Origin of the sequence: Paraburkholderia oxyphila NBRC 105797, from assembly GCF_000685075.1 — a bacterium.
GTDB classification, from domain to species: Bacteria; Pseudomonadota; Gammaproteobacteria; order Burkholderiales; family Burkholderiaceae; genus Paraburkholderia; species Paraburkholderia oxyphila.
On the sequence record NZ_BAYD01000035.1, the window covers coordinates 40,300 to 60,810 of the forward strand.

The following is a 20,511-nucleotide window of genomic DNA, read 5'->3' on the forward strand; positions in this document are numbered from 1 at the left end:
CTCAAATCAGTACAATACCTCGCGAATCGGAGCGACTCGCGCGAGCGCGCGCCGGCCCGGCAAGGTTTGCCCGGGCGTTGCGCAGCGCGCCCAGCCCGTTGTTTCGTCACGGTTTTTTTGAACACTCAACGCGTTGTCCCCGCAGATGTCCACAGCACCTGTGGACATCTGCACAGGACGACCCCCTGCGGATCACCATGTCAACGAAGAAGTCAAACGCTGCAAACGCTGGATATAGCGAAGCGTCGATCAAGGTGCTCAAGGGCCTCGAGCCCGTCCGGCAACGGCCGGGCATGTACACGCGCACCGAGAATCCGCTGCACATCATCCAGGAAGTCATCGACAACGCGTCCGATGAAGCGCTCGGCGGCTACGGCAAGCGCATCACCGTCACGCTGCACGCCGACCATTCCGTCTCCGTCGAGGACGACGGCCGCGGCATTCCGTTCGGGCTGCACCCCGACGAGAAGGTGCCCGTCGTCGAAATCGTTTTCACGCGCCTGCACGCGGGCGGCAAGTTCGACAAGGCCGCCGGCGGCGCCTACACGTTCTCGGGCGGTCTGCACGGCGTGGGCGTCTCGGTCACCAACGCGCTTTCGACGCGTCTGGACGTGACGGTCTGGCGCGACGGCAAGGTCGCCGAAATCGGCTTCTCGGACGGCAACGTCGTGAAGCCCCTCACCACGCGCAATGCCGCGCGCGACGAGAAGAAGTCCGGCACGCGCGTGACCGCGTGGGCCGACCCGAAGTACTTCGACTCGCCCAATCTGCCGCTTGGCGAGCTGCAGCGCCTGCTGCGCTCGAAGGCGGTGCTGCTGCCCGGCGTCGAGGTCGAGCTCGTCAATGAGAAGACCGGCGAGCGCCTCTCGTGGAAATACGAAGACGGGCTGCGCGGCTATCTGCTCGAAGGCATGGGCGGCAGCGACCTGCTGATCCCGCTCTTCGAAGGCGAGCGCTACGCCGACGCCCGCACCACCGACGACACCTTCGCCGAAGGCGAGGGCGCCGCGTGGGTGGTCGCGTGGAGCGAGGAAGGCCCGCTCACGCGCGAGTCCTACGTCAACCTGATTCCGACGCCCGCGGGCGGCACGCACGAGAGCGGCCTGCGCGACGGCCTGTTCCAGGCGGTGAAGAGCTTCGTCGAGCTGCACAACCTGCAGCCCAAGGGCGTGAAGCTGCTGGCCGAAGATGTGTTCGCGCGCGTCTCGTTCGTGCTCTCGGCGAAGGTGCTCGACCCGCAGTTCCAGGGGCAGATCAAGGAGCGCCTCAATAGCCGCGACGCCGTGAAGCTCGTCTCGTCGTTCTCGCGTCCCGCGCTCGAGCTGTGGCTCAATCAGCACGTCGAGCACGGCAAGAAGCTCGCCGATCTCGTCATCAAGCAGGCCCAGGCGCGCACGCGCGCGGGCCAGAAGGTCGAGAAGCGCAAGAGCTCGGGCGTGGCCGTGCTGCCCGGCAAGCTCACCGACTGCGAGTCGACCGATATCGCGCGCAACGAGCTCTTCCTCGTCGAGGGCGACTCGGCGGGCGGCTCGGCGAAGATGGGCCGCGACAAGGAATACCAGGCCATCCTGCCGCTGCGCGGCAAGGTGCTCAACACGTGGGAAACCGAGCGCGACCGCCTGTTCGCCAACAACGAAGTGCACGACATTTCGGTGGCGATCGGCGTCGATCCGCATAGCCCCGACGAGAGCGTCGATCTCTCGAACCTGCGTTACGGCAAGATCTGCATACTCTCGGACGCGGACGTCGACGGTTCGCACATCCAGGTATTGCTGCTCACGCTCTTCTTCAAGCACTTCCCGCAGCTGATCGAGCGCGGCCACGTGTGCGTGGCGCGCCCGCCGCTGTTCCGCGTCGATGCGCCGGCGCGCGGCAAGAAGCCCGCGCAGAAGCTCTACGCGCTCGACGAAGGCGAGCTCGAGGCGATCCTCGACAAGCTGCGCAAGGACGGTGTGCGCGAGACGCAATGGACCATCAGCCGCTTCAAGGGGCTCGGCGAAATGAGCGCCGAGCAGCTCTGGGACACGACGATGAACCCCGACACGCGGCGCCTGTCGCCCATCGCGCTCGGCGACCTCGACTACGAGGCCACGGTTGCGCGCATGACCATGCTGATGGGTAAGGGCGAAGCGGCCTCGCGCCGCTCGTGGCTCGAAGAGAAGGGCAACGAAGTCGAAGCGGATATCTGAGCGCGCACGCCTTCTCACCCCATACACGCCCATACAAGATTACGGACTGACTGAAACATGGACGATCTCTTTGCTGAAGTGACCGACGCCCCGAACGGCGACACGCTCACGCTCGGCCACTACGCGGAGCGCGCGTACCTCGACTACGCGGTGAGCGTGGTGAAGGGCCGCGCGCTGCCCGACGTCTGCGACGGCCAGAAGCCGGTGCAGCGACGCATCCTCTTCGCGATGAACGAGATGGGTCTCGGCGACAACGCCAAGCCCGTGAAGTCGGCGCGCGTGGTCGGCGACGTGCTCGGCAAGTACCACCCGCACGGCGACCAGTCGGCCTACGACGCGCTCGTGCGTCTCGCCCAGGACTTCTCGATGCGCTATCCGCTCATCGACGGCCAGGGCAATTTCGGCTCGCGCGACGGCGACGGCGCGGCGGCCATGCGTTACACCGAAGCGCGTTTGACGCCCATCGCGAAGCTCCTGCTCGACGAAATCGACATGGGCACCGTCGATTTCATGCCGAACTACGACGGCTCGTTCCAGGAGCCGAAGACGCTGCCCGCGCGCCTGCCGATGCTGCTGCTCAACGGCGCATCGGGCATCGCGGTCGGTCTCGCCACGGAAATTCCCTCGCATAACCTGCGCGAAGTCGCGGCGGCGGCTGTGGCGATGATCCGGAATCCGAAGCTTTCGCACGCGGAGATCATGGAACGGCTGCCGGGGCCCGATTTCCCGGGCGGCGGCCAGATCATCTCGAGCGAGGCGGAGATCGCGGCGGCCTACGAGTCGGGCCGCGGCAGCCTCAAGGTGCGCGCGCGCTGGAAGATCGAAGATCTCGCGCGCGGCCAGTGGCAGCTCGTGGTGACCGAGCTGCCGCCGAACACCTCGGGCCAGAAGGTGCTCGAGGAGATCGAAGAGCTCACGAACCCGAAGCTCAAGCTCGGCAAGAAGACGCTCACGCCCGAGCAGTTGCAGAGCAAGCAGTCGATGCTCGCGCTGCTCGACGCCGTGCGCGACGAGTCGGGCAAGGACGCGCCCGTGCGCCTCGTGTTCGAGCCGAAGACGAGCCGCATCGACCAGGGCGAGTTCGTCAACTCGCTGCTCGCCAACACGAGCCTCGAGTCGAATGCGTCGCTGAACCTCGTGATGATCGGCGCCGATGGTCGGCCGCGCCAGAAGGGCATCAGCGAGATCCTCGGCGAGTGGATCGGCTTCCGCTTCGCGACGGTCACGCGCCGCACGCAGCATCGCCTGACGAAGGTCGACGACCGCATCCACATCCTCGAAGGGCGGATGATCGTCTTCCTCAATATTGACGAGGTCATCCGCATCATCCGCGAGTCGGACGAGCCCAAGAGCGCGCTGATGGGCGCGTTCGGCCTCTCCGAGCGCCAGGCCGAGGACATTCTTGAAATCCGTCTGCGCCAGTTGGCGCGGCTGGAAAAGATCAAGATCGAGAAGGAGCTCGCGGAGCTGCGCGAAGAGAAGGCGAAGCTCGAAGAGCTGCTCGCGAACGAGTCGTCGATGAAGCGGCTCATCGTGAAGGAGATCGAAGCCGATGCGAAGCAGTACGGCGACGACCGCCGCACGCTGATCCAGCAGGAAAAGCGCGCGAGCTTCGAAGTGCGCGTGGTGGACGAGCCGGTCACGGTGGTCGTCTCGCAGAAGGGCTGGGTGCGTGCGCTCAAGGGCCACGGGCTCGATACGCAAAGCTTCACGTTCAAGGCCGGCGACGGGCTCTACGCGGCGTTCCAGTGCCGTACGCCCGACACGCTGATCGCGTGGGGCAGCAATGGGCGCGTCTATTCGGTGGCGGTCGCGCAGTTGCCGGGCGGCCGCGGCGACGGCGTGCCGGTCACCTCGCTCATCGAGCTCGAAGCGGGCACGCATCTGCTGCATTACTTCGCGGCGAATGCGGAACAGCAACTGCTGCTCGCGTCGAGCAACGGCTTTGGCTTCATCGCGAAGATCGGCGACATGGTGAGCCGCGTGAAGGCCGGCAAGGCGTTCATGACGATCGACGAGGGCTGCGTGCCGCTCGCGCCCATGCCGATGCTGCCCGATGCGATCCAGGTGGCGTGTCTGTCCTCGGGCGGCCGCCTGCTCGTGTTCGGCCTCGACGAGATGAAGACGCTCTCGGGCGGCGGGCGCGGCGTCACGCTGATGCAGCTCGACGAGAAGGAAAAGCTCGTGCAGGCGCTCGCGATCACCGCCGCGGGCGTCGTGCTCGAGGGCACGGGCCGCGGCGGCAAGGCCGGCGAGGATCTGATGACCGGCGCGGTGCTGGCGCCGCAGATCGGCAAGCGGGCGCGCAAGGGCCGTGCGCCCGACTCGAAGCTCAAGGTCGTCACGGGCCTGCGCCCGGTGATGCCGCAATAAGCGCTTCAGCGGCTGCAATGGATGCGCGCGCCGGAAAATTCGGCGCGCGCATCCGACGCACACATCCGGCGCGAACCTCGGCGCGGCATGAAATAATGCCGCGCAACCCGGTTCGAGCCTTGCATGGGGCCGCAGTAAGTGATGAAGCACTAACTCCGGCCGACAGCCGGATATTTTTACGAACAGGGAATTTCTAGCATGGGTCACGCGATCGAATTCGCGCTCTTTTTGCATCTGCTGAGCGTTGCCGTCTGGGTGGGCGGCATGGTGTTCGCGCACTTCTGCCTGCGTCCGGCGCTCGAAGACCTCTCGCCGCAACTGCGGCTGCCGCTCATCGAATCGGTGTTCGGCCGCTTCTTCAACTGGGTCGGCGTTGCCGTGATCGTGATCCTGCTGACCGGCGGTTTTCTGCTGATGCAGTTCGGCGGCGGCCATGCCACCTGGCAGTTGCACGCGATGGCCGGCCTCGGCGTGATCATGATGCTGATCTTCGGCCATATCCGCTTCGCTGTGTTTCCGCGCATCCGTCGCGCGGTGCAGGCGCAGAAGTGGCCTGACGGCGCGCGCGCCGTGGGCACCGTGCGCCGGCTCGTCATCGTCAATCTGGTGCTGGGCGTCGTGACGATCGGCGTCGCGGTCATGTCGCGCGGCTTCTGATCGCTTACTGATCGTTTCGGTCCAGCGCTCGCGGCGCGCGCTGCTATAGGGAGTTCTCAGAGATCGTGAAAAATCTCTCACTGAGATGAAAATTATTTCTCAGTGTTCGTGAAAATTTCAATCATTGCTGTAGCCCGGTCGACTGCTCATGTCTTCCGGGCTATTTTGTCGTAGGGCGCCAGAGTAAGTGCGACTGGCGACACAGTTGTGCATCTGTGTGACAACGTTATTGCGACTGGCCTAACAGCCCGGTTTCGCCTCTTTGTCGCACAGGGCCTTGCTATCAATCGTACAAAATTCGCGAACGCTATCCGTCCGTGCGTGTCCGTGCATTATTGCTGCTGCGCCGCTGGGTGCGCATTCAGTTTCGTCAGGTTTTCGTTCAGACTTGTGCGCAGCGTGGCAATCGCCTTGTCCGGATCGGCCGGCCGCAATTCCGCACGGGCCAGTTCCTGATAGGCGTAGTTACGCACGAACGGGTCTTGCGTTTTCGACAAGACATCCTGATAGAGCGCCGGTAGCTCATTCGCGCGTCCCGTTTCCAGGTACAGATGCTTGATTTCACGCAAATCGTGGATCGCAGCGCGCGCCGCCATATGGCCCATGCCGTGGTGATGACCGTGCTTCCAGCCGCCGTCGTGTCCGGCCGCCGCGGGCGCGTCGGGAGGCGTTTCGGCCGCGACAGCTGTCTGCGCGAAAGCCGCGGGCGCCAGTGCGGCAAACGTGATCGATGCGATCACCTGGTTCAAGCGAGCTTTCGTCATGATGGACTCCTTCTGGAAAGGTCTGGCCGAGTGTTCGATGCGTTCACTCTAGCGCGGTTTGCGCGCAAAAAGGGTCGGCGTAACCGGCGGTAAAGAAACTGCGCCACCAGGTAATTTTGTATCTCTCGACCGATTTCCCTCCCCACAATCCTTCTCACCCCTGGTACTACCCGGCTGGCCCGGTCCCGTATTACTATCCCGCACCCGTCGGGTCCGCAGCAGCAGGCTGGCACCTGGTACTACTGCGACGCAGCGAAGGCGTACTACCCGTATGTCAAGCAATGCGCGAGCGGCTGGCGCGCGGTGCCGGCCAGCCCCCAATGAATGACATGAAGCGTTTTGCAATGACACACGCAAAGTGGCGCTCACTCGCCGCTGTGGCCAGTTGCTGCTCCTTATAGGTTGCTTCCGGCTGGAGCGGTTGCCGGGTGGGGCTTGCACCCACTGGGAAAAGCGCCGCCTTTGCACGGCGCAAGCCAACTACGGTCGCTCCTCCGCACGCTCAAAGGGTCATTCAAGCGTCGGCTCCGCCGAGACACCGGGCCTTCGTGGTCGGCGACTACCAAGTGTAGGGAGCATGCTGTCGATGTAAAGCAATTGTCAAACGCCAATGCGCTTATCGAAACCTTCTCTCAGCTAAGCTGACAGCCAGAATTTCAAAGCAAGACAGGCATCCTGGCCGAACTGCGTGGGCGCTGGCTACCTCCAGATGCCCCTATGAGCATTCTGGGCGGCATTGGCCTGCTCGCGATAGTCCTCTCCGGCGTCGGGTCCGGGGCGAGCGGCGCCGTTGAAGAGGGCGGCGCGCGCAATGTCGCCGACACCCGACAAATCGCAGATGTATTTGGCAGCCTGGCGTTGGCAACGAAGCGTTCCCCCTTTCGAGTTGATCAGCGCCTGGAGTTGCTGCGCATAGTCGCCACCTTCCCCAGTGACGCCGGCGAGGGCGAGCTGTTGTCTGCCCACGACCAGGGTCGCCGTGTCGATGACTTTTGCCTGGCCGCGGACGTCATCGGGAAGCGACGGCGTGTAGGGTCCCAGATCGGCGGCTGGCACAAACACTGCCTGACCGTTTTCGGTGAGGGCTACCTTCCATTTGCCATCTTGGGATCGCTCTACCGTCTGGATAGGAGTCCCAATTTTGATTGGGTAGAATTTTGGCGCATCAGCGCTTGGACCCGCGTAGGCCGCGCTCGACGACGTGACCACCAGGACCTCGGACGCTGCCTCGAATTGCGTGGCCGGGGGGGAGGCCGGCGGCATACTTGCTGCCATGGCCTGTGTGGGCGAGGCGGGTGGCGTGCTCGCTGCCATGGCCTGTGCGGGCGAGGCATGTGTTACCACTTGCGCCGTTGAGGTCGTGGGCACCGGTGCCGATCGCGGCAGCAGGAAGGCCACGGCGCCGACAATACTCAGTCCCACGGCGCCAGCGCCAATCGCCAGGTACCATAGCTTCGAAGACATAGGATCGAGCCTCTTCGTTGAATTCGAGCCCATCGACGCGTCGGTAAGGGCGTCGCGACGACCTGCTTTGCCGGCAGATCAGTTGCTTGACGCTGGCGGTGGGGCGGCCCAGTTACTCGGGGCAGGCGCGGGGACTGCCCAGTTCGGCCCTGCCGATGATGCCTTCTTCTTGACCTTCGCTGATTTCGTCGATTTAGCCAGTGCGTCCTCCGATGCTTTGATCAACACCGGCACGACGGACGTGATGTCGACCCCCTGACAAGGGTTCTGCAATCCAATGGCGTGGGTGCACTGCTCCAGCGGCGACTGGGTGGTCGTCAGCGTCAGCGCTTCTTTGTAATACTTGATCGCCGCGTCGTGATAGGAAAGCCCTTGTGCGGCCTGACCAAGATAGTAGTAGGCGAGGTCCTGCCGGTAGCCGATCTGCACCACCCTGGTCGCGAGGTCGTCCCACTGCTCGGCCATATCGAGTGCCTGCAAAGCTGCAACCTGCTTATTCCAGGTCAGCATGCAGTTGACCGTGCAGTCGAGCGTCAGATTGCCTGCTTTCAGATCGTTGTAAATCTTGGCATGGATTTCCGGTGTCATCGTGTCGAACTTCTCGGCACAAGCAGACAGAAGCAACGCGGACATCGACAGGATAAGAATTCTATGTATCCGCATCTTGGTCTCCCAGTTAGAGCGGGTTCTGATGGGCGCATCAGACCCAGACGCCTTCCTTTGAATTCATTGGGCAGTGGCGGTGTCATTGCGGTTCAGCGGCGGCACATCCTGGGTCCGTGTCCAGCCAACTGGGCACGCAGCAAGGTCCGGGTAGTAACCGGCAGGGTCGGCACAGCGATACCAACCAGGCGGTGGTGCCGGCAGAGGAGGGAATGCCGGCGCCACAGTCAAGGGCGTGGCAATCACGACTTCCTCGTGGACAACCAGTGGCGCGACAACCATTGGATAGGGGTAGACCGGATCTGGATATTCATACCAGACGCCGTCCACATCCCACCACCAGCCGTGACGTCCGTAATGCCAGCCGTCGTGCCAACGGCCACGGTGCCAGGCTGCCCGCTCGCGTTCGTTGAACTCCCTTACGTCGCGGGTGTGGAAGTCATGTTCGTGTGCATGGACGAAGTCGCGCTCGCTTTGGATGTCCCGATGCTCCTGAACTTGAGCGATTTCCCGCTCGCGGGAAGCTGCGGCCGCTGTGGCGGCACCGCCACCGACCATCGCGTTATTGTGCAGTTCATGTCCGACACGGCCGGCCTCATTCAGGTGCTCAGCCTCCATCCGTCCTTCTGCGTGTGGTTCCTTATGAGACGCATTCCCTGTGTTCGCATGTGCCGGGACATTGGCGGCACGCGCACTACCCGGAACATGAGCTGCGGAGAGATTGCCTGGAACGTGAGCTGCAGAGAGATTGCTTGGGACGTGAGCCGCCTGTGGGCTTCCTGGTACATGCGGACCGGCGCTAGCGCCTGGCAGATGTACACCCGCTTGGCCTGGTTGCGCCGGCCTCGCCATCATTGGTGCCGCAGGAGCCCTGGGCGCCGGCGCAGGTGGTTTCTTCTCGGCGGCATAAGCGGATGGCGCCAAGGCTCCCGAAGCAATCGCAAAGCCAGCAGTGAGCAGGATGGATTTCAGCTTCCCCATCATTCGAACTCCGATACGCAGTTCGCCCCACTCGACCAGCCTTCAGTCGAGAACCTTGTCGTGCATAGTGACGTAGCCTCAATCAGGAAACGCCCGGGATCAGGGGCTGCGCGTCTGCAAGTTACTTGCGCCTCGTGATTCGTAGCAACATTCGCAAGACGTTCAATCGAATGGCCTGTCAACGCCCGTTACCAGCGCCCAACCAACGCAGCGTCGCACCTTGTTGCGCCTACTACGAAGATAGATGACCGGGGGGAAGGGCACCGTAAGTGCTTTTCCGCATGAGCTTCGCTTCCGTAGCGTGCGAAGGCGCCTATTCAGACAGCGTCGTCATTTGCTAAATGCGCAAGACCAGCGCTTATCTGGCCTTTCAATACAAGTACGACGGCGTAAGCGCGCTTGAAGAATACTACTGTGCGAACACGCGCGGCCAAGTTACGTTCCGCGGACAATTGTCTCGCTTCAAGGGAACACCCGTTGGTTCCAGGCCCAGGTCGCGCACCAAAGTGGTCACTCAGAGGGCAGCGGATTCGTCGCGCCGCGAACGTTCGCAACCGCCGATTACGGGGAATGACATGACGGCACGGATGGCTGCGGTACCTTGGAATCTGCCCGTGATGCGATGCTGTGTCGAACGGCACAAGTGGGTCGCGAGCGTCCAGTCGCGACCCGCTGCCGCCTGGGCGGCGACGGTCCTCCTCGAACTGTTGCGCCGGCGCGAAACCGCACCGGCGCGGGGCGATGATCCTCGACAGGCGACGGAGTTCAGGCTGCTGCCGCCTGATGCGTCGCGTCGTGTTGATCGCCGCCCAGGATATCAACAAGATTGGCCAACATCCGCCCCAATTCACCCGTCATCAGCGTGACATCTGACTCGAAGCGTTCGTCGTCGTTTTGCGCGGTGGGATCGGCCGCCTCCTTGATCACGTCGAGCGGTGTGACACGCTTGATTGTCAGCGACGGCGTCAGTACGAAGGAGACCCGGTCGTCCCAGGTCATCGCGAGGCGCATGCATTGTTTGCCGGCTTCGATGTGCCGGCGCATGTCGTTCGCTTCGAGCGCGTGGCCGACGTATCGCACCGTGGCGCCGCCTTCGCCGCTCGAGCGCAACTCGGCGTCCTGGTCCACGGTGAAGCCACCCGGCGCCTCGCCGGACATCAGCCAATCCGTCATCGCGGCGACCGGAGAAAGCGCCACGCGAACGCCGGCGAGCGGCAACTGGTCGATCGATTTCACGAGCAGGCCGCGAACGTCATCGGCAAGCGCCTGCGCAGCCGCATCGATGACGAGCCAGCCATTCGCCGTATCGATCCAGACGCGGGTATCGCGCCGAATGGTGAACGCGCGCGGCAGCAGTTCATCGGTAACCTGCTCCTTGAGTTCGCGCAGTTGTTTTCGCCCCAGCTTGAAGCCCTGCTGCTCCTCGACTTCAAGCGCCCGGGCCTTGGTCACCTGATTGACGACCGACGCCGGGAGCAGCTTCTTTTCGGCACGAAACACGAGAAGCATCTGCCGGTTGGTCGAATACACGAGCGAGCCGTCGTCGCGCGGCGATGCCCATCCGAAGCTCTGCATCTCGACGCTGTTGCCCGGCTGAAACGCGTGGGGCGTCAGCCATTTTTCCATCTGATCGGGGGTAACGGCCCAAGGTGCCGGAAGACGATGAAGCTGAAGATTTTTGAACCACATGGGAGTACGGGCAAAGCGCACCATTCTAGATGACGGTGACGCTTCCCGGCCACTTACGGTCACCGAGAACAATCCGCGCGTCGACACCTGAGCGCCCGATGAGCCCTTTCAACGGGTCATTCAATCGAATGAAACCGTGGGCGGTGCCGAGTTCACGAAAATGCAGCCAGAAGAGAATAATGCGCCCGTGCGCATCACAGCGAGCTTTCCAGGCGTCGGCGATCTATATGTCGATAGCGGGAAAGCGCAATGACCGATAGCAAACATTCCTAGAGTAAGCCCTCAATTCGCGGCCTCATACCGCAGCCCCCGGATGCTGCTCCGCCTTATTCTAATCGTGAGCACGCTTATCAATTTTCATCTATCGAGTAGCGGATCATGTAAGCCCGCAAAACCAGGTTAGTGCTCCCGCCACGATACCAAGCCGGAGTCAGCCCACCATGCCCCAGAGATTTGTTGCCATTGACTTTGAAACCGCGAATGCCGATCTGGCCAGTATTTGCCAGGTCGGCCTTGTCACATTCGAAGACGGCAAAGTCATAGATAGTTGGGGATCGCTCGTCGACCCGCAGGACTATTTCGACGACATCAACATGGCGATTCACGGAATTGATAGAGCCACCGTTGCGGGTTCGCCTACTTTTACGGAGCTTTTCGACGAGATCCGTAGTCGCCTGGAAGACCAGATCGTCGTCAGCCATACGTCATTTGACCGGACAGCTCTACTCCAGGCGGCGGCAAAGCATGGCCTGGCGCCCGTTTCATCACGGTGGCTCGATTCAGCCCGGGTTGTTCGTCGAGCCTGGTCGCAATGGTCACGCAAGGGTTACGGCCTAACCAACGTCTGTGAACATCTGGGCATAGCATTCGTTGCCCACGACGCGGTTGAGGACGCACGCGCTTCCGGGGAAGTTCTCCTTCAGGCGATCAGAGCGACGGGAATCGGCCTCGAACAATGGCTGGAGCGCGCCGTGAAGCCAATCACCCCAGTTCACTGTGCACCATCGATTGCGATGGACGGAAATCCGGACGGTGTGCTTGCAGGGGAAGAAATTGTTTTTACGGGTGCGCTAGCGCTGCCACGTCGCGAGGCTGCGGCACTTGCTGCGACCGCTGGATGCGATGTAGCAGCCAATGTGCGGAAGACGACGACGCTTTTGGTCGTCGGCGATCTGGATATCCTGAAGCTGGCAGGACACACCAAAAGCATCAAGCAGAGAAAGGCCGAGGAGTGGATCTCAAAGGGTCACGCGATACGAATTCTGAAGGAAAGTGACTTCATCAAGATGGTCGATCTCCGCGAATAAGAATGGCGGTCGTCTCAGAGAATCGCACGAGCTTTTCACCGCCGAAAATGATGCCGTTCTCGGATACCGAACGACGTAGCCATAGAAAGCATTTGACCGCCTGTATCTCAATGGCTACTCCACCCCGAGAAATGGCAGAGCAAACCGAAGTTTGAAGGCAATCTGACCGGCGATGACTCTGCGAACCATGTGAGAAAGCGCTTCATTTGCGCCGGCACGTCCCTGGACGGCGGCGCCTCGTAATGCACTTCCTCACGACCTGGCGTGTCGCTCACGATCTGCATCGGATCGTCATGGTCGCGATATCGGCCGACGGCGATTCGGTGAATGCCGGACGTGCCACCGGGGAACAGCGCAGATTGCCAGCGGCACAAGCGGTCCTCATCGAGGGGCAAATCAAACGCTGTCGTGGCATCACTGATGACCTCGACAAGGCCATCAACCTGGCGGTCGAAAGGTCCCGACGTTGTCAGTCCGAGTCGCCGCATCACGGACGACCGAACAACATCGAGCGGCAACCGCACCCCTTCTATGGCGGCCGTGGCAAGCACCTCATCCGATAGCGCATCCAGTGCGACTTGGCTCGTACTACCAAGGCCGATGGCCATGGCCTTACCTTCGACCACGCCGTGCATCCTGTAGGCCTCTGCCAGATCAGGTGCGGTCATCTGCGCGTCGTAGGTGAAGTCTGGCCATTCGTCACGACGCCATGTTTGCGGAGAAGAATCCGACCGCATGAAACGCCGCGGTGTTTAACGCTCCCGCCACGCCGGCGAGTATGCAGGCGAGCTGCCGGTCGATTTCATGGTTGCGAGAATGCCCACGGCTCAATACCGCTGATCACCAACCTCACCCCATGCGCCCATATAGCCGGTCGAAGCACGCTTCATCGAACCAGGTGGCAAAGCGTTCGACCTCCGCGAGCACCAAAGGGCGAATTTTTCACGTTCTTTGAGAACGTACACTACAGCCGCTCCGCGAGCGCATGGCGCTGCATGCAGCGCTCCATCGCGTCGAAGAACGCTTCTTCGGCCGCATTCCGCTTGCGCTCTCGATGCCACAGCAGGTGGATGTCGACGTCCACGAGACCTTCCTCCGGCGGCAAGCGCCACAGGCGCTGCCGCGCCAGATCGTCCTTCACCATGTGCTCGGGCAGGCAGCCAATGCCGTAGCCCGCGAAGATGAGCCGCCGCACCTCGTCGAGGCTGGGCGAGGACGCCACGATTCTCCCCGTAAAACCGCGCTGGTCGCGAAACACCGTGAGCGGCGACAGGCTGTCGCCAATCTGGTCGCTCGTGAACGACACGAAATTTTCCGCGAGCAAGTCTTCCATCGTCAGTTGCGAGAGACCGAATAGCCGGTGGTGCCGGCCGCAGAACATCGCGTAGCGCTGGCGCAGGAAGCAGCGCATCTCGAGCTTCTCGACCGGCGTGCGGCACAGGCTCAGGCCCGCGGTCGCGGTCTTCTGCAACAGCGACGAAATGATGTCCGAGGAGCGCATGACTTCGATCTGCAGGTCGATGCGCGGATACGCCGAGTGGAATTCGGCGAGGAATTCGTCGTACACGCGCGATTCGATCCGGCTCACCGTGAGCAGCCGGATCGAGCCGGTGATGTCGGTGGTGCGCTCGTCGAGCCCGGTTTCGAGCTGCGAAATGGTGCCGTAGATGTCGCTCGCGATGCGGTAGACCTCTTCGCCGGCCTGGGTCGGCACGAAATGCGTGCCGCGCCGCTCGATGAGCTTGCGCCCGAGCGCGTCTTCGAGCCGCTTGAGCGCCTGGCTCACGGCGGGCTGGGTCACGTAGAGGCGCGCGGCGGCCCGGCTCAGACTGCGCTCCTGCATGATCGCGAGATAGGTGCGCAGCAGGTTCCAGTCGAGCCGGTCGTTGAGAAAGCGGGTGATGTCGGCGCGCATGGGCAGTTTCCTCGCCGGTTTGGGGCTCCTGTATTAGTAAAATTTATGTGCAGAATAATAACTCGAAATTTGACTAATGTTTTATGGAAGGCGATAAAGCTTTCATGTGTGTTGCATCGAACGCACGACGAAAGTGCAGTAAGGAGACACTTCCATGACCACCCCGCAAACCTCCGCCCCTGCCACACGACAACCGGTGCGTGCCGCTGCCGCGGCATTCATCGGCACCATGATCGAGTGGTACGACTTCTACATCTACGCCACGGCCGCCGCGCTGGTGTTCGGCGAGCTCTATTTCCCGTCCGAAGACCGCTTCGTCAGCACGATGGCCTCGTTCGCCACGTTCGCCGTCGGCTTCTTCGCGCGGCCGCTCGGCGGCCTGATCTTCGGCCATCTCGGCGACCGCATCGGCCGCAAGAAGGCGCTCATGACCACGCTCATGATGATGGGCGTCGCCACCGTCTGCGTGGGCCTCCTGCCGTCGTACGCGAATGTCGGCATGCTCGCGCCGGTGCTGCTCGTGCTGCTGCGCATCGTGCAGGGCGTGGCCGTGGGCGGCGAGTGGGGCGGCGCGGTGCTGATGGCGGCCGAGCATGCGCCCGCCGGCCGCCGCACCTTCTTCGCTTCGTTCGCGCAGCTCGGCTCTCCAGCGGGCCTGATCCTCTCGCTGCTGGCGTTCCGCTCGGTCACCTCGCTCGACAAGGCCGACTTCCTCTCGTGGGGCTGGCGCCTGCCGTTCCTCGTTTCGGCGGTGCTGCTCGTGGTGGGCATCATGATCCGTCTCGGTGTGAACGAGTCGCCCGAGTTCGAGAAGCTCAAGGACCAGCGCAGCACCGTCAAGCTGCCGGTCGCGGAAGTGTTCCGCTCGGCATGGGGACTCGTGCTGCTGTGCATCGGCGCGAACACCATCGGCATCGCGGGCGTGTACTTCACCAACACCTTCATGATCGCGTACACGACGCAGTACGTCGGCATCACGCGCTCGCTCATCCTCGACTGCCTGTTCGCGGTGGCGATCATCCAGTTCCTTTCCCAGCCCATCGCCGCGTGGCTCGCCGAGCGCATGGGCGGCGCGCGCTTCCTGAAGTGCGCGGCCCTCGCCGCGATGCTCTCGCCGTACCCGATGTTCGTGCTCGTGCAAAGCGGCAAAGTCGTGCCGATGGTGATCGGCATCGCTCTCGCCGTGGTCTGCATGGCGAGCTTCTATTCCGTGATCGCGGGCTTCGTCTCGGGGGTGTTCCCCACGCGCGTGCGCTACTCGGCCATCTCGCTGTCCTATCAGGTCTGCGGCGCGGTGGCCGGCGGCCTCACGCCGCTCGTCGGCACCTGGCTCGCGCATCGCTATGCGGGCCAATGGTGGCCGCTCGCGGTGTTCTATACCTGCCTCGCCGGCGTGTCGCTGGTGTGCATCGTCGCGCTCGACGCGCGGCGCGCGGCGCATGCGCACGACGAGGCGGCCGCCGAGGCGCTCAGTTCACATTGAATTCACATTGAGTTCGCACTGATTTCGCCTTGATGCATCAGTCCAGGTGTCAACAAAAATTCGACCGGAGATGGGTTTAACCATGAAAGACCTCTTGCATATCGATGGCCCGCGTCTGTGGGCGAGCCTCACTGAAATGGCGCGCATCGGCGCGACGGCGGGCGGCGGCGTGCGGCGCCTCGCGCTCACCGAAGAAGACCGGCGCGGCCGGGAGCTGTTCGCGCACTGGTGCCGCGAGGCGGGCATGACGGTATGGACCGATCAGGTGGGCAACCTGTTCGCGCGGCGCGAAGGCGCCGATCCGCAGGCCGCGCCTGTGCTGATGGGCAGCCATCTCGACACGCAGCCCGAGGGCGGGCGCTTCGACGGCGTCTACGGCGTGCTGGCCGGGCTCGAAGTGGTGCGCGCGCTCAACGATGCGGGCGCCGTGACCGACAAGCCCATCGAGATCTGCTCGTGGACCAACGAGGAAGGCGCACGCTTCACGCCGGCGATGCTCGGCTCGGCCGTGTTCCAGGGCGCGATGACGCTCGAAGACGCGCTCGCACGCCGCGACGCCGATGGCGTGACGCTCGGCGAGGCGCTCGACGCGTGCGGCGCGCGCGGCACGCGGCCCGTGCAGGGCGTGGCCGTCGATGCCTACTTCGAGGCGCATATCGAGCAGGGCCCGATCCTTGAGGCGAACGGCACGACCATCGGCGTGGTGACGGGCGGCCAGGCGATCCGCTGGTTCGACGTGACGGTGTCGGGCGTGGCCGCGCACGCGGGCACGACGCCGATGCGCTACCGCAAGGACGCCTGGTTCGGCGCGGCGCACATGGCGATGGAAATCGAGCGGGTGATGGCGCGCCATGCGCCGCTCGGTCTCGTGACGATCGGACAGGTGCAGATTGCGAACTCGTCGCGTAACACGATCGCGGCCAATGTGACGTTCACGGTCGATCTGCGCCATCACGACGATGCCCAGATCGACGCGATGGAGCAGGACCTGCGTGCGGTCTGCGCGGCAGTGGGCGGTACGCGCGGGCTCGGCGTGGAGATCACGCATTGCTGGACCTCGCCCGCCACGCCGTTCGACCCGGCTTGCGTCGCGCTCGTGGCCGAGGCGGTCGAGCGCCTCGGCTATTCGAACGAGCGCATCGTGAGCGGCGCGGGTCACGACGCGATCCACCTCGCGCGCTATTGCCCGACGGCGATGGTCTTCATCCCGTGCGTGGACGGCCTCTCGCACAACGAAGCCGAGGACGCGCTGCCCGAGGACGTTACGGCGGGCACGAACGTGCTGCTCAACGCGGTCGCCGCGCGCGCCGGTGTGCGCGTGCGTGCGGCGCAAGCCGTGTCTGCGTGAAACTGCATGAGCCATGCCGCGCCGGAGCGCGAGTGATCGAGCGCACCCGGCGAGCGCACCCGGCGAGCGCACCCGGCGAGCGCACCCGGCTGCATGAGCCAAACCTGAAGGAATCCTGAGCATGAAGACCTGGTTTCATCCCGAACAGCTGCTGCATCATCCCCGCAGCTATCTCTCGCGCGGCCAGATGCGCGAGCCGCAGGAAGTGCCGGAGCGCGCCGCGCGTCTCGTCGCCGCCGCGCGCTCGCTCGGCTTCGAGGTGAGCGAGCCCGCCGACTTCGGCACCGCGCCGATCGCCGCCGTGCACGACATGAACTATCTGCGCTTCCTCGAAGAAGCGCATGCCGAGTGGAAGCGCATGCCCGAAGACTGGGGCGATGAAGTCATGTCGAATATCTACGTGCGCGATCCGAATCCGCTGCGCGGCGTGCTCGCCCAGGCGGCCCGCTATCTCGCCGACGGCAGCTGCCCGGTGGGCGCGAACACCTGGCGCGCGGCGTACTGGTCGGCGCAAAGCGCGCTGGCGGCGGCCGCGTGCGTCAACGAGGGCGCGCGCGAGAGCTACGCGCTGAGCCGCCCGCCTGGCCACCATGCGCGCGCGGACGCGGCGGGCGGCTTCTGCTACCTGAACAACGCGGCCATCGCGGCGCAGTCGCTCAGGAGCCGCTATCAGCGCGTGGCGATCCTCGACACCGACATGCACCACGGCCAGGGCGTGCAGGAGATTTTCTACGGCCGCGACGACGTGCTCTACATTTCGATCCACGGCGACCCGACCAACTTCTATCCGGTGGTCGCGGGCTACGAGGACGAGCGTGGCGCGGGCGCGGGCGTGGGCTTCAACGTCAACCTGCCGATGCCGCACGGCGCCTCGGAAGACGCGTTCTTCGAGCGCGTGGACGCGGCGCTGCGCGTGCTCAGGCGCTTCCAGCCCGACGCGCTCGTGCTGGCGCTCGGCTTCGACATCTACAAGGACGATCCGCAGTCGAAGGTGGCCGTGAGCACCGAGGGCTTCGGCCGGCTCGGCCAGGCGATCGGCGCACTGGGCTTGCCATCGGTGATCGTGCAGGAAGGCGGCTACCACCTCGAAAGCCTCGAGGCCAACGCGCGGGCGTTCTTCGGCGGTTTCACGGGGGCACGCGCCCGCTAGCGCATGCAGGCAGAGCGGCGCCGGAAGGGGAGGGCGCCGCTTTAGCGCGGCTGCGACGCGTCGCTCACGCGCTCGTTGCGCGCATCGTGCACGCCCGCCTGCGATGCGCCGCACACCCCGAAACGCTCGATCAGCGCCGGCACACCTTCCACCGGCACAGGGCGTGAGAACAGGAAGCCCTGCGCCTCGATCGGGCCGAGCGCCGAGAGCCACGCGATCTGCTCCTCGGTCTCGGTGCCCTCCACGACCACGGTGAGGCCGAGCGAGCGCGCGAGATTGACGATGGCCGAGACCATCACGCAGACGCTGCGGTCGGCCGGAATCGCCTGCACGAACGAGCGGTCCACCTTGAGCGTGTCGACTGCGAAGCGGTTCAGATAGGACAGCGACGAATAGCCGGTCCCGAAGTCGTCGAGCGCGACGCGCACGCCAAGGCGCTTCAACGCGAAGATCTTCTCGGAGACGAGCTCGGGGTACTCCATCATCGCCGTCTCGGTGATTTCGAGCTCGAGCTTGTGCGCGGCGATGCCGGTCTCCTCGATCGCGTGCGCGACCGTCTCGTAGAGGTCGCCGCGCCAGAACTGCACCGCCGAGATATTGATGGCGAGCGAAAGCGTTTCGTAGCCCTGCTGCTGCCATTGCGCGAGCTGCGCGCAGGCGGTGCGGATCACGAAGTCGCCCACCGGCACGATCAGGCCCGTCGATTCCGCCACCGGAATGAACTCGCTGGCGGGAATGAGCCCGTACTGCGGATGGTTCCAGCGCACCAGCGCCTCGAAGCCGGTGATGCAGCGGCGGCGCAGATCGATCTTCGGCTGGTAGGCGAGGAATAGCTGCCCTTCGCCGAGCGCGATGCGCAACTGCTGCTCCCACTTCATCAGGTGGTCGGCGCGGTGCGCGAGTTGCGGCGAGTAAAAGCGGAAGCAGTTGCGGCCGGCTTCCTTGGCGGCGTACATCGCGAGGTCGGCCTTCTTGAGCAGGTCGATCTCGCTCTCGTGCGCGACGGCGAAGAGCGCGATGCCCGTGCTCGCATGCAGCACGAAGGCGCTGCCGCGCACGTCGAATGGATGCGTGAACGCGGCGTTGGTCACTTCGGCGAGCGCGCTCGCGCGTTTCTCGATCTCGTCGCCCTTCACGATCACCACGAACTCGTCGCCGCCGATGCGCGCGAGCGTGCCGGCGCCGCCCACGGCGTCGGCGAGGCGCGCGGCGCTCATCTGCAGCACGATGTCGCCGGCGTTGTGGCCGAGCGTGTCGTTGACCGTCTTGAAGTTGTCGAGGTCGATGAAGAGAATCGCGAGGCGCCCGAGATTGCCCGGCTGCGAGACTTCGTGGCGCAGCCGCTGCAGCGTGGCGTAGCGGTTGGGCAGCCCCGTGAGCAGGTCGTACTGCACGAGTTGCGACATCTCGCGCTCGCGCCCGAGCAGCTTGCCGATCAGGCCCGTGGCCACGGCGAAGAACGACAGCATGGCGAGCGAGATGAAGGTCGCCATCATCAGGTAGACGTTGCGCGTGTGGTTGTAGTCCGCAAACTGCTCGGCTTGCGAGAGGCCCACCAGCACCGCGAGCGGATAGCCGTCGATATGGCGGTACGAGACGATGCGCGTGACGTGGTCGATCGGATCGACGTACGTGCCGGAGACGTGCTCGGACATCGGGTAGACGCCGCTTGCCGAGAACGCGCCGCTCGCGCGTTCCGCGTTGCCGGTGCGGCGCGCCAGCACGGCGCCGGTGTCCGAGATCACGGCGATCACGCCGTCACGGCCGATGGCGGCGTTGTTGTAGAAGTCGCTCGTGAAGTAGCTCGGGTCTTCGGAGACCACCACGACGCCCGCGAACGAGCCGTCCGCGTGATTGAGGCGGCGTGTCATCTGCAAGGTCCAGTGGCCCGAGATGCGGCCGAGCACCGGCTTGCTGATATAGAGCTGGTCGTCGTTCTCGTGCTCGTGCACCTTGAAGTGCTCGCGGTCCGAGAGGTCGATCGGCTTGGGATTGGGCTCGGCGGTGTTGGCGACGAGTTTGCCGTGCTCGTCGATGATCGACACCTGCACGAGCGAGTCGCTCTGCACCACGCCTTTCTCGACCGTGGCGATGAGATTGAAGTGGTCGGGCGATTTTTCGAATTCGTATTTCACGAAGCGCGTGATCTGGTCGACCTGGTGGATCGCCTTCACCGTGTGCTGCTCGAGCGCCGCCGAGAGGATGGCTGCGGAGGCCGTGGCCTCGCGCTGGGTGGCCTCTTTTTCGACCGCGAGGCGCGTGAAGATCACGGCCCACAGCAAGATCAGCACCAGCACGCCGAGCAGCGGAATGGCGAGCAGCGTGCGCGGGCGCGTGTAGGCCGGCCCGGGCGCACCGCGCAAGCCGGCGTCGCGCGAGAAGGGGCGCCAGTTCTCGTTCATCTCGCCCGCCGCACGCGCGCACCGTCGCGCCGCAGATGCGGCGGCCGGGACGACGACAAAGCGCTCGGTTGGATCGGCGGCATCGAATGCGGAATGGCAGAGGAAGTAGCGCGAAGTGCGCGAACA

15 protein-coding genes are annotated in these 20,511 nt (G+C 64.1%); 7 read left to right on the forward strand and 8 right to left on the reverse strand.

What is annotated here, in order from left to right:
* Positions 1-197: 197 nt before the first annotated feature.
* The 3 genes from BO1_RS21680 to BO1_RS21690 all read left to right on the forward strand — a co-directional run bounded on the left by BO1_RS21680 (position 198) and on the right by BO1_RS21690 (position 5,219).
* Positions 198-2,189, forward strand: coding sequence for a DNA topoisomerase IV subunit B (locus BO1_RS21680; protein WP_028219344.1), 1,992 nt, complete (start codon positions 198-200; stop codon positions 2,187-2,189).
* 57 nt (positions 2,190-2,246) lie between these two features.
* Positions 2,247-4,562: a DNA topoisomerase IV subunit A gene (parC, locus tag BO1_RS21685; protein ID WP_028219345.1), complete on the forward strand. Its 2,316-nt coding sequence runs from the start codon at positions 2,247-2,249 to the stop codon at positions 4,560-4,562.
* A gap of 198 nt (positions 4,563-4,760) precedes the next feature.
* On the forward strand, positions 4,761-5,219 hold the full coding sequence (locus tag BO1_RS21690) for a CopD family protein (RefSeq protein WP_028219346.1): 459 nt from the start codon (positions 4,761-4,763) through the stop codon (positions 5,217-5,219).
* A gap of 332 nt (positions 5,220-5,551) precedes the next feature.
* Here BO1_RS21690 and BO1_RS21695 read toward each other — a convergent pair whose 3' ends face one another.
* The 5 genes from BO1_RS21695 to BO1_RS21715 all read right to left on the reverse strand — a co-directional run bounded on the left by BO1_RS21695 (position 5,552) and on the right by BO1_RS21715 (position 10,780).
* On the reverse strand, positions 5,552-5,983 hold the full coding sequence (locus BO1_RS21695; RefSeq protein WP_028219347.1) for a hypothetical protein: 432 nt from the start codon (positions 5,981-5,983) through the stop codon (positions 5,552-5,554).
* Positions 5,984-6,682: 699 nt separating this feature from the next.
* Positions 6,683-7,447 carry a hypothetical protein gene (locus BO1_RS21700; protein WP_028219348.1) on the reverse strand — a complete coding sequence of 255 codons (765 nt, stop codon included), beginning with the start codon at positions 7,445-7,447 and terminating at the stop codon, positions 6,683-6,685.
* A gap of 78 nt (positions 7,448-7,525) precedes the next feature.
* Positions 7,526-8,110 carry a tetratricopeptide repeat protein gene (locus BO1_RS21705; RefSeq protein WP_028219349.1) on the reverse strand — a complete coding sequence of 195 codons (585 nt, stop codon included), beginning with the start codon at positions 8,108-8,110 and terminating at the stop codon, positions 7,526-7,528.
* 63 nt (positions 8,111-8,173) lie between these two features.
* Positions 8,174-8,728, reverse strand: coding sequence for a hypothetical protein (locus BO1_RS57775; RefSeq protein WP_156992355.1), 555 nt, complete (start codon positions 8,726-8,728; stop codon positions 8,174-8,176).
* A 1,128-nt stretch (positions 8,729-9,856) separates the two neighbouring features.
* Entirely contained in the window at positions 9,857-10,780 is a 924-nt protein-coding gene (locus tag BO1_RS21715) for a recombination-associated protein RdgC (RefSeq protein ID WP_028219351.1), read from the reverse strand.
* Positions 10,781-11,220: 440 nt separating this feature from the next.
* Between BO1_RS21715 and BO1_RS21720 the strand changes: the two genes are divergently transcribed.
* On the forward strand, positions 11,221-12,087 hold the full coding sequence (locus tag BO1_RS21720; protein ID WP_028219352.1) for an exonuclease domain-containing protein: 867 nt from the start codon (positions 11,221-11,223) through the stop codon (positions 12,085-12,087).
* A gap of 107 nt (positions 12,088-12,194) precedes the next feature.
* On the opposite strand, the gene BO1_RS52160 is transcribed toward BO1_RS21720, so the two are convergent.
* Together BO1_RS52160 and BO1_RS21730 are read right to left on the reverse strand one after the other, a co-directional pair.
* Complete coding sequence (locus tag BO1_RS52160) at positions 12,195-12,824, reverse strand: Fic family protein (protein WP_281179192.1); 630 nt, start codon at positions 12,822-12,824, stop codon at positions 12,195-12,197.
* A gap of 227 nt (positions 12,825-13,051) precedes the next feature.
* Positions 13,052-14,002: a LysR family transcriptional regulator gene (locus BO1_RS21730; protein ID WP_028219353.1), complete on the reverse strand. Its 951-nt coding sequence runs from the start codon at positions 14,000-14,002 to the stop codon at positions 13,052-13,054.
* Positions 14,003-14,156: 154 nt separating this feature from the next.
* On the opposite strand from BO1_RS21730, the gene BO1_RS21735 reads away from it, so the two are divergent.
* The 3 genes from BO1_RS21735 (at position 14,157) to BO1_RS21745 (ending at position 17,983) form a co-directional block, all read left to right on the forward strand.
* Positions 14,157-15,485, forward strand: a complete 1,329-nt coding sequence (locus BO1_RS21735) for an MFS transporter (RefSeq protein WP_028219354.1) — start codon at positions 14,157-14,159, stop codon at positions 15,483-15,485.
* Between the two features lie 82 nt (positions 15,486-15,567).
* Positions 15,568-16,833, forward strand: coding sequence for a Zn-dependent hydrolase (locus BO1_RS21740; RefSeq protein ID WP_028219355.1), 1,266 nt, complete (start codon positions 15,568-15,570; stop codon positions 16,831-16,833).
* Between the two features lie 121 nt (positions 16,834-16,954).
* Entirely contained in the window at positions 16,955-17,983 is a 1,029-nt protein-coding gene (locus BO1_RS21745) for a histone deacetylase family protein (protein WP_028219356.1), read from the forward strand.
* A 41-nt stretch (positions 17,984-18,024) separates the two neighbouring features.
* Here BO1_RS21745 and BO1_RS21750 read toward each other — a convergent pair whose 3' ends face one another.
* Positions 18,025-20,385, reverse strand: a complete 2,361-nt coding sequence (locus BO1_RS21750) for a bifunctional diguanylate cyclase/phosphodiesterase (RefSeq protein WP_043285813.1) — start codon at positions 20,383-20,385, stop codon at positions 18,025-18,027.
* Between the last annotated feature and the right edge of the window lie 126 nt (positions 20,386-20,511).

Bases quoted from the DNA above. Each gene is read 5' to 3' on its own strand.
- BO1_RS21680 (WP_028219344.1), top strand. From the start codon at position 198: ATGTCAACGAAGAAGTCAAACGCTGCAAACGCTGGATATAGCGAAGCG.
- parC (WP_028219345.1), top strand. From the start codon at position 2,247: ATGGACGATCTCTTTGCTGAAGTGACCGACGCCCCGAACGGCGACACG.
- BO1_RS21690 (WP_028219346.1), top strand. From the start codon at position 4,761: ATGGGTCACGCGATCGAATTCGCGCTCTTTTTGCATCTGCTGAGCGTT.
- BO1_RS21695 (WP_028219347.1), bottom strand. From the start codon at position 5,983: ATGACGAAAGCTCGCTTGAACCAGGTGATCGCATCGATCACGTTTGCC.
- BO1_RS21700 (WP_028219348.1), bottom strand. From the start codon at position 7,447: ATGTCTTCGAAGCTATGGTACCTGGCGATTGGCGCTGGCGCCGTGGGA.
- BO1_RS21705 (WP_028219349.1), bottom strand. From the start codon at position 8,110: ATGCGGATACATAGAATTCTTATCCTGTCGATGTCCGCGTTGCTTCTG.
- BO1_RS57775 (WP_156992355.1), bottom strand. From the start codon at position 8,728: ATGGAGGCTGAGCACCTGAATGAGGCCGGCCGTGTCGGACATGAACTG.
- BO1_RS21715 (WP_028219351.1), bottom strand. From the start codon at position 10,780: ATGTGGTTCAAAAATCTTCAGCTTCATCGTCTTCCGGCACCTTGGGCC.
- BO1_RS21720 (WP_028219352.1), top strand. From the start codon at position 11,221: ATGCCCCAGAGATTTGTTGCCATTGACTTTGAAACCGCGAATGCCGAT.
- BO1_RS52160 (WP_281179192.1), bottom strand. From the start codon at position 12,824: ATGCGGTCGGATTCTTCTCCGCAAACATGGCGTCGTGACGAATGGCCA.
- BO1_RS21730 (WP_028219353.1), bottom strand. From the start codon at position 14,002: ATGCGCGCCGACATCACCCGCTTTCTCAACGACCGGCTCGACTGGAAC.
- BO1_RS21735 (WP_028219354.1), top strand. From the start codon at position 14,157: ATGACCACCCCGCAAACCTCCGCCCCTGCCACACGACAACCGGTGCGT.
- BO1_RS21740 (WP_028219355.1), top strand. From the start codon at position 15,568: ATGAAAGACCTCTTGCATATCGATGGCCCGCGTCTGTGGGCGAGCCTC.
- BO1_RS21745 (WP_028219356.1), top strand. From the start codon at position 16,955: ATGAAGACCTGGTTTCATCCCGAACAGCTGCTGCATCATCCCCGCAGC.
- BO1_RS21750 (WP_043285813.1), bottom strand. From the start codon at position 20,385: ATGAACGAGAACTGGCGCCCCTTCTCGCGCGACGCCGGCTTGCGCGGT.